Origin of the sequence: Acidaminococcus nyctereutis (assembly GCF_052216985.1) — a bacterium.
Lineage (GTDB): Bacteria > Bacillota > Negativicutes > Acidaminococcales > Acidaminococcaceae > Acidaminococcus > Acidaminococcus fermentans_A.
Genome location: NZ_JBQOUY010000048.1, coordinates 1 through 8,621 on the forward strand (window position 1 = coordinate 1; position 8,621 = coordinate 8,621).

6 protein-coding genes and 2 pseudogenes are annotated in these 8,621 nt (G+C 49.9%); 6 read left to right on the plus strand and 2 right to left on the minus strand.

Annotation, left to right across the window (positions count from 1 at the left end; genetic code table 11):
- Positions 1 to 370: pseudogene (locus tag ACTUHY_RS12550) on the plus strand (sodium:glutamate symporter); the annotation flags it as partial.
- A gap of 111 nt (positions 371 to 481) precedes the next feature.
- On the opposite strand, the gene ACTUHY_RS12555 reads toward ACTUHY_RS12550, so the two are convergent.
- Entirely contained in the window at positions 482 to 1,459 is a 978-nt protein-coding gene (locus ACTUHY_RS12555; protein ID WP_442827967.1) for a LysR family transcriptional regulator, read from the minus strand.
- Positions 1,460 to 1,623: 164 nt separating this feature from the next.
- On the opposite strand from ACTUHY_RS12555, the gene ACTUHY_RS12560 reads away from it, so the two are divergent.
- From ACTUHY_RS12560 to ACTUHY_RS12580, 5 genes are all read left to right on the plus strand, one after another.
- Positions 1,624 to 2,619 carry a beta/alpha barrel domain-containing protein gene (locus ACTUHY_RS12560; protein WP_442827968.1) on the plus strand — a complete coding sequence of 332 codons (996 nt, stop codon included), beginning with the start codon at positions 1,624 to 1,626 and terminating at the stop codon, positions 2,617 to 2,619.
- 1 nt (position 2,620) lies between these two features.
- Positions 2,621 to 3,577 (plus strand): 2-hydroxyacid dehydrogenase, encoded by a 957-nt coding sequence (locus ACTUHY_RS12565; RefSeq protein WP_442827969.1) that lies wholly within the window; start codon positions 2,621 to 2,623, stop codon positions 3,575 to 3,577.
- A gap of 335 nt (positions 3,578 to 3,912) precedes the next feature.
- Positions 3,913 to 5,109 (plus strand): pyridoxal phosphate-dependent aminotransferase, encoded by a 1,197-nt coding sequence (locus ACTUHY_RS12570; RefSeq protein WP_442827970.1) that lies wholly within the window; start codon positions 3,913 to 3,915, stop codon positions 5,107 to 5,109.
- A 27-nt stretch (positions 5,110 to 5,136) separates the two neighbouring features.
- Positions 5,137 to 6,510, plus strand: a complete 1,374-nt coding sequence (locus ACTUHY_RS12575) for a Na+/H+ antiporter NhaC family protein (RefSeq protein ID WP_442827971.1) — start codon at positions 5,137 to 5,139, stop codon at positions 6,508 to 6,510.
- A gap of 298 nt (positions 6,511 to 6,808) precedes the next feature.
- The gene (locus tag ACTUHY_RS12580; RefSeq protein ID WP_442827972.1) at positions 6,809 to 8,134 is read left to right on the plus strand and encodes an NCS2 family permease; all 1,326 of its coding nucleotides are present in this window, start codon (positions 6,809 to 6,811) and stop codon (positions 8,132 to 8,134) included.
- Positions 8,135 to 8,251: 117 nt separating this feature from the next.
- Here the strand turns inward: ACTUHY_RS12580 and ACTUHY_RS12585 are convergent.
- Positions 8,252 to 8,621 (minus strand): annotated as a pseudogene (locus tag ACTUHY_RS12585) (sodium:glutamate symporter); the annotation flags it as partial.

An 8,621-nucleotide genomic window follows, 5' to 3' on the forward strand; every position in this document is an offset into this window, starting at 1 on the left:
TGCAGCCCCTCTGGCCATCTACTGTGTGGTCCTGACGGCCCTGACGGTTCCCCTGGTGCTGTTCTGCGCCCGGAAATTCGCCAAGGAAGAATGGTTCGAAAAAGCCTGCATGTGCTTCGGGGCGGCAACCGGTAACACCTCTACCGGGCTGGCCCTGGTCCGTTCCATCGACCCCAACTCCGAATCCCATGCTGGGGATAGCCACGGGATCTATGCGACTCTCATGTCCTGGAAGGATATCTTCGTAGGCCTGACCCCCATCTGGCTGAGTACCGGAGTCGGCCTGACCGCCGGTGTGGGCGCGGCCATCTTCGTAGTATTCATAGCCATCGGGTTCATCTTCTTCAATACGAAACGCTCGTTGAGCTGATTCCATTGCCTATTTTCCAATCTTCTAATAGGGACACACAACCCCAAAACAGGCGGTATCCGAAAGGACCGTCTGTTTTGGGGTTGTATAGTAATGAATGGATACAATTTTTTATGAAATCAGTGCAAAATCAAAAAGTCTATTCAAGACGTTTTTATAGCGCTGGAATTCGTCCCGGATCAGTACTTTCATCGCTTCCGCATAGTCCGGAAGGGGATGGTCCTTTAAGGTGACGATGCTGATCTTGGTGGAAATGATATCGTTGGTCAGTTTGACAATCTGGGGCAGCCCCAGAGCCAGGGACTGAGTTTCGTAACAGATATAGAGATAGATTGGCGTGATGATGCCTACCCCGTACTGGGCCAGGGACAACATCAAGCGCTGATTGTTGGTTTCTAAGATGCAGTGAGGATACAGGGCGTGGCTGGCGTAGAGACGGTCCACCGCAACCCGTATCTGGTTTTCCTGGGGCCGGTGGAAGAAGGGCAGATCCTGCAGTTCCAGCAGATCCACGCCTTCCCGTCCATACCGCTGGAAATCTTCTCGTCCCGTTGCCGGCCGGTAATGCATCAGGAGAGACTGGCTGAGGGAACAGCAGAGATGCTCTTCTACCAAAGGCTCGATCTGGAGATCTCGGTCTTCCGGAACATTGACGCCGATGCAGAGGTCCAGCTGGTGGGTGCGGAGCCGATGCAGTAGTTCTTCGCTGTTCTGTTCCTTCAGTAGGACTTCAATATGAGGATATCTTTCGTGATATCGTTCCCAGATATGGGTAAAGAATGCTTCCCCTCTCTGGCGGGAAATCCCGAACCGCAGTTCTCCATGGTAGTCTTTGACCAGATCGGTGAACCGAGCCGTCATTTGATCTTCTGCCTGGAGAATCTGTTGGGCATAGAACAGCATGGCCTTCCCAGCTGGAGTCAGCCGCAGTACTGGTTTGCGTTCAAACAGCGCAACGCCATATTGAGCTTCCAGCCGTTTGATATGAGCACTGAGGGACTGCTGGCTGACGTACAGCTTTTCTGCAGCTCGGGAGATATTCCCTTCTTTGGCTACTGTGACGAAATAGGCAAATCCCAAAAGGCTCATTTCCTGTCTCTCCTCTCTACTACAATAAAAAGACTGTGAAAAATAGATTTAAATACTGTTTTTCAATTGAATGATTCCATGATACCATATTTTCAGAAAAAAGAAAATTTATCTGCTGCATGGAAAATAGAGTTGAAAGAAGGATGCCGAAAATGTTGAAAATCATGGATTGTACGTTACGGGATGGTGCCAATGTGGTGGGAAAAGGATTCCCCGCTGATCTTACGGACAGCATGGTCAAAGCTCTGCTGGCCGCCAATGTGGATTATATCGAAATGGGAAATGCCGGCGGTATCGGCGCCTATGAAGTGGCAGGCTTCACCAAAGCGGAAACCGATGAGAAATACCTGGAAGTGATCCAACCCTATGTGGCTTCCAGGAAAGTGGGGATGTTCCTGAATGCCAAACGGTATCGGGAAAAATATGTGGAATTGGGTGCTCAAAAAGGGCTGGCCTTCCTGCGGGTCGGGGTGGATGCCGATGAACCGGATTTGGCCCTGGAACCGATCCGTGCTATCAAAAAAAGAGGCATGAAGGCCTTCTATTCCGCCATGAAAGCCTATCTGGTCACCCCGGAAGAACTGGCTGAATCGGCCAAAAAGCTAGAAGCGGCTGGTCTGGATGAATTTACTGTGATGGATTCCGCTGGCTGCATGCTGCCAGAAGAAGTGGCAAAGACGGTAGAACTGTTGAAAAAGGCCGTCAATATCCCCATTGCTTTCCACTGTCACAACAATCTGGCTCTTTCTGCTGCCAACGCACTGGCTGCTTATCGGGCTGGGGTGGATATCCTGGACGGAGGCCTGATGGGCATGGCCCGGAGTGCTGGGAATCTGCCTACCGAAGCGGGCATTGCCTTGCTGCACCGGTATGGGGAAGCCCAGCATGTGGATCTCTACGGCCTGCTGGAATACATCGCAGAAGAGCTGGAACCTCAGATGAAGGAACGGTATGACTACCACAATCCACTGCCGCCTTTCGATCTGGTCCTGGGGATCACCGGCCTCCATTCTTCCAAAGGCAAGCTGTTCAAACAGGTGGCGAAAGAAACGGGCGTCAACCTGTACCAGCTGATGGTCCATGTAGGGAAAATCGACCGGAAGAACCCGTCCGAAGAGCTGATTCGCAAGGAAGCAGCCAACCTGAAGGAGGCAAAATAAGATGTTCGATGTATTGCTGGCAGGACCTTACCCTGCAGGGACCCTAGAAAAACTCCAGCAGGCTGTAGCCGGAACGGATATTTCCATCCGCGCTGTGACTACGGAAGAAGAATTCGCCAAAGAGAACGATGTGGATGCCATCATCCTGCGAATCATCAAGATGCCGAAAGAAGTGATCCAGCGCTTTTCTCCCAAACTGAAAATGATCATGCGCTGGGGCGTGGGCTATGATGCAGTGGATGTGCAACAGGCTCGGGCACAGGGCATCGATGTATGCAATACTCCGGGAGCCAACGCCTATGCTGTCAGTGAACTGGCTGTCCTGCTGATGCTGGCTGTAGGCCGGTGCCTCCTGTGCCATGAACTGGAACTGCGCAATGGGGTCTGGAGCCGGGAAATGTTCACCGCTCAATCCCGCAGCCTGAATCACAAGGTAGTAGGCCTGGTGGGCGGTGGCAACATCGGCCGGCAGGTAGCCCGCAAAGTCCAGGCTTTTGGGGCCCAGGTCCAATATTACGATCCGTTCCGGATGAAACCGGAAATGGAAAAAGAGTTCAACCTGGAATATGTGGATTATGCAACCTTATTGGCCACTTCTGATGTGATTTCCTTCCATGTACCCCTTCTAGACAGCACCCGCCATATGCTGAACAAAGAGAACATCAAAACGGTGAAACCGGGGGCCATCATCATCAACACATCCCGCAGCGGCATTGTGGAAGATGAAGCCATTGTGGACGCCCGGAAAGCCGGACTGATTTCCGGCGCCGGCCTGGACTGCACGGAAGAAAGCCCCATCACCAAAGAGAATCCCCTGCTGAAAGACCCTCATATCATCGTGACACCCCATGTAGGCGGCACGGCCAACGATATCGGCGATTCCATCATCCCCATGATTGTGGAAAACTTGAAATCGATGGCAGAAGGAAAGCCCTTGAAGTTTGTGGTGAATCAGTAAAAAAGATTTCAACCCAGTTCGTATCAAAAGAATATATATGATAGACAGAGTGTATGGAAAAGATTTCCCTACACTCTGTTTTGCTTTAGTGGAGGCGTCAGAGTTGGAGATAGGAATATATTGCTTAAAATGTTACAAGAAGTCAAACTGAATCTATATGATTAAAAATATTTTCAATATAAAATTGACGAATAAAAATATTCGTAATATACTACAGATATAAATAAACTTTTTAAAAGCATAGTGGTAATAATATTTCTTCCATTCTAAACAATAATAAATGAATAAAAGTTATTGTTTGAATTAGAAACACAGAATCGATAAGGAGGAACATGATGTTTAGTGCCAAAGCCAATAACGTGTCACCTGCTTTTACTACGGAGTTAAACGCCAAAATCGCTGATATGAAACGGAAGGGAATCGAAGTGGTCCGCCTCAATATCGGTGAGCCGGATTTCCATACTCCGGACAATATCAATGCAGCCGCGAAAGCAGCCATTGATGAGCATTTCACTCGCTATACCCCGGTCAATGGAATCTTTGATTTGCGGGAAGCCATTGCCAACAAGTTCAAACGGGATAATGGAGTGGAATATACACCGGATGAAATCTGTGCCACTTCCGGTGCCAAGCAGGCATTGTACGAGGCCGTCCTGACACTGGCCGGCCAGGGAGATGAAGTCATCATCCCGGTCCCCTGCTGGGTCTGCTATGTGGAAATGGTCAAACTGGCCGATGCTGTACCGGTACAGGTCCCTGTCCAAAAAAATGGCCCTGAACGGAACCATCTGGACATGGAAGCCATCCGGAAAGCCATCACTCCCCGGACTAAAGCCATCATCATCAATACGCCTAACAACCCGACTGGCGTCGTCTATACCCGGAAGGAACTGACCGAACTGGTGGAACTGGCCGCTGCTCATGATTTTTGGATCATTTCCGATGAAGTCTATGAAAAACTCCTGTATGGAGGAGCGGAACATATCTGCATGGCAGCCATTTCAGAAGAGGCGCGGAACCGTTCCATCATAATCAATGGCTGTTCCAAGACCTATGCCATGACGGGCTGGAGACTGGGGTATGCAGCAGGACCGGCCCAAGCCATCAAGAAGCTGAGAAGCCTCCAAAGCCATATTACAGGAGGAATCACTTCCATTACGCAGAAAGCTGGCGTGGAAGCACTGAATGGACCCCAGGAGAGTGTGGAAACCATGCGTAAGGCCTTTGATGAAAGACGGATCCAGATGAGCGAGATGCTGGGTCAGATTCCCCATATCTCCTTTAGTGAACCTCAGGGGGCGTTCTATTATCTGGTGGATATTTCCTGGTATTTTGGAAAAAAAGGGAACGGAAAGGTCATCCACGATGCACTGGAATTTGCTCCATACCTCCTGGATACGAAACGAGTGGCCGTGGTACCGGGCGATGCTTTCTTTGCCCCCGGGACCATCCGGCTGTCCTATTCCAATTCTCTGGACAACCTGGAAAAAGGTGTCAAAGGATTGGCAGAAGCCTTGGCAGCGATGGAATAATAAGGGATAAAAAGGGAGGAAAGCGGTATGGGTGAAGGGAAAAAATATCCGGTCCAGTTTTACGGTGGATATCTGGGGGCCTGGTCCTGTTTGGTCCTGGCCATTGCAGGTATCATGTATATGTTGCTGATCCGCGGTGGTGGGACAAAAAGCATCATGGTGGCACTGTTCGTCTCTCTGGTATTGGGACTTGTACTGGCCAAAGACAAAGTCGGCTATGGGGATGAGATGCTGAAGGGCCTGAAGGAATCCATGGTTACGACGATTTGTATGGCTTTCTTTATGGCCGGTCTGCTTTCGGCTCTGCTGAAAAGCTGCGGGCTGATCCAGGCACTGCTGTGGGCGGTAGGCGAGACACATACGCCTATTTCACTTCTTCCTCTTGTGGCGTTCCTGGTTTGCGTAGTGATTTCCACAGCCTGTGGGACTTCGACGGGAACCGTAACGGCCGTATCGGCTGTGATGTGTCCCATTGGGGCAGAACTGGGCATCAACATGGGATTGATGTGCGGGGCCATCATCAGCGGGTCCATTTTTGGGGATAACCTGGCTCCCATTTCTGATACGACGATTGCATCTTCCCAGACCCAAGGAGCGAATCTCCGGGATGTGGTCCGGAGCCGTCTGCCTTATTCGCTGCTGGCTGCCGGTATTTCTGCCGTCCTTTATGTATATTGTGGACTGACCATGATTTCTGGATCTGCCGTCCAGTTTGCCAATAATGCCCAGTATGCCAAATCTCTGGTATTCCTGGCCATTCCCGTTGTCCTGATTTATCTGATGCATAAGGGATGGGGACTGGTTTCTTCTCTGCTGCTGGCCAATGCCATGGCCGTGACTCTGTGCTTGGTGTTGGGAGTCATCCCTGCAGCCAAGATGTTCAGTGATAAAAGCCCGATCGTTACCGGGATGGCAAGCATGGCCAATGTTGCCATCATTTCCTTCCTGATGCTGATGATGCTGCAGATTCCCGTCATGTGCGGGGGATTCGATGCTTTTGCCGGTTGGCTGATGCAAAAATGCAGCAAGATCCGGGATGCAGAACTGATTGCTTATTTTGCCTCCATCTTTGGCGTCGTTGCAACTCACAGTTCCACCAATACCATTCTGTTTTTTGGCCCTTTCGTAAAGAAACTGATGGATGGGTATAAGGAACAGGCTGACGGCTGCCGGAGCGCCAATATTCTGGATGGGGTAGCCTGTGGGACCAATGGGCTGATCCCTTATGGGAATCCCATGTTGGTCATTACTGGGGTTTGTGCAGGATTGCCCGGTGTTTCCGATACTTTCTCTTTTTTGGATATAGCCCCTTATACGTATCATTGCTGGGGCCTGCTGTTGATTTTCCTTCTGAGTATCCTGACTGGAGTGGGACGGAAGAGAAGCCAGTTTGCAAAATAAGTAAAAATCGATATGGATGAGTAAAAGACTGCCGGATTTGCTGGCAGTCTTTTGTCATAGCGATAAGCCTTGGGCTTTATGATGATATAGTAATAAATTTTACATATTAATCATAATAGATAGCCCTTTTCATATTTTTGATTGACTTTAAAGGATTTTCGATTCCAATAAAAGAAGTAATACTCATAAAAGGAGAGATTCCATGGATCTTTCCCGTCTTTCTGAAGGGGTGATGCCAAAACAGGAGATTGTTGCATATCGGAGTGGTTTGCAAGTTGGAAGAAAGGATGGGGTCAAGATGGAAAATCAAGGAAACGGTTCATTTGCTTCTTTTGCAGAACGCCATTTTCATCTAAAAGAAAATGGTACAGATGTAAAAACCGAATTGTTGGCTGGACTGACGACCTTTGCAACTATGTCCTATGTCCTGGCCGTAGTACCTAACATGCTCAGCAAGTCTGGTATCGACAAATCCGGGGCTTTGACTGCACTGATCCTGATGGTCGTACTCTGCAGCGGGGCCATGGCGGTTTATACCAATCGGCCTTTCTGCTTGGCTCCTGGCATGAGTTCCGTAGCCATCATCAGCAACCTGGATTCTATTGGGATGTCCGTTGAAACAGCTTTCGGCATCATCTTTATCGAAGGGGTCATCTTTGTCATCATTTCTTTTGCCGGGATGAGGGAAATTATTGCCAAGGCCATCCCTGCCAGTGTCAAAATTGCATTGAGCGGAGGCATTGGCCTCTGGATTTCCTTAATCGGCTTAAAATCAGGAGGAATCGTTGTTGCCTCGGCAAAAAACACCTTGGTATTTGGCAACCTCCATACTGCCAAAGCCTTCATGTTTTTGATCGGCTTCCTTTTGATTTTGATCTTTGAAGCCCGTAAAATCAAGGGAAGTATGCTGCTTTCCATCATCATCGTTACGCTGATCGGCATCCCTCTGCAAATCACGAAACTGCCCACCAGCTTCTTTAACGCTCCGGGGAGCATTGTTCCGTTGATCGGACGGCTGAATGTGATGGATGCGCTGAAACCGGAATATTTTCCCTGGCTGCTGACCTTCTTCGTACCGGACTTTTTCGGGACCATGGGCATTATCCTGGGGATTGCCAACCAGGCAGGCTGGTTGGATAAACATGGGGATATGGATGGCATCGATAAATGCTTCAAGGTGGACTCTTCATCCACTGTACTGGGCAGCTTCTTCTGCATGCCGGTCATGACCACATATCTTGAATCGGCCAGTGGGGTCGCTGATGGCGGCCGTACCGGTCTTACGGCAATCAGTACCTCTGTCCTGTTTGCCCTTATGCTCCTTTTCACTCCTCTTGCCCTGATGGTACCGGGCGTTGCCACCGGTCCTGTCCTGACCATCATCGGTTTCCAGATGCTCACCTCCATGCGGGCCATTGATTACACCGATGTGACGGAATTCCTGCCCGCTTTCATTGCTGTAGCCATGACCGTACTGACTTACAACATTGCAAACGGTATGGCTCTTTCCATCATTTCTTATCTGGTCATGAAGATTGCCGCAGGAAAGGCCAAAACGGTACCGGCAGCTATGTACGGAATCGGAGCCTGCATGCTGTTCTATATGTGGATGATCATCAAATGATCAGAGACATCTAGTTTGAGATAGAGCCGCAAGCCCTAAAAGATATCAAAAAAACCGGTGAAAGATAGTTCGACGATCTTTCACCGCTTTTTTGCGTATATTTATTGGGTAAAGGACTTATCCTAGTTTTCTGTGGGTATTGAAGAAAATGAACCCGAGAGCGATAAATACCACGAAGATGGCCGCGCCCACACCAGCGGTCAGGCCGACTCCGGTGCTCAGCCAGATGGGGGTCAGGCCTACGAAGATATCCTTCCAGGACATGAGAGTCGCATAGATCCCGTGGCTATCCCCAGCATGGGATTCCGAGTTGGGGTCGATGGAACGGACAAGAGCCAGCCCGGTAGAGGTGTTGCCGGTGGCCGCCCCGAAGCACATGCAAGCTTTTTCGAACCATTCTTCCTTGGCGAATTTCCGGGCACAGAACAGCACCAGAGGAACCGTCAGGGCCGTCAGGACCACACAGTAGATGGCCAGAGGGGCTGCG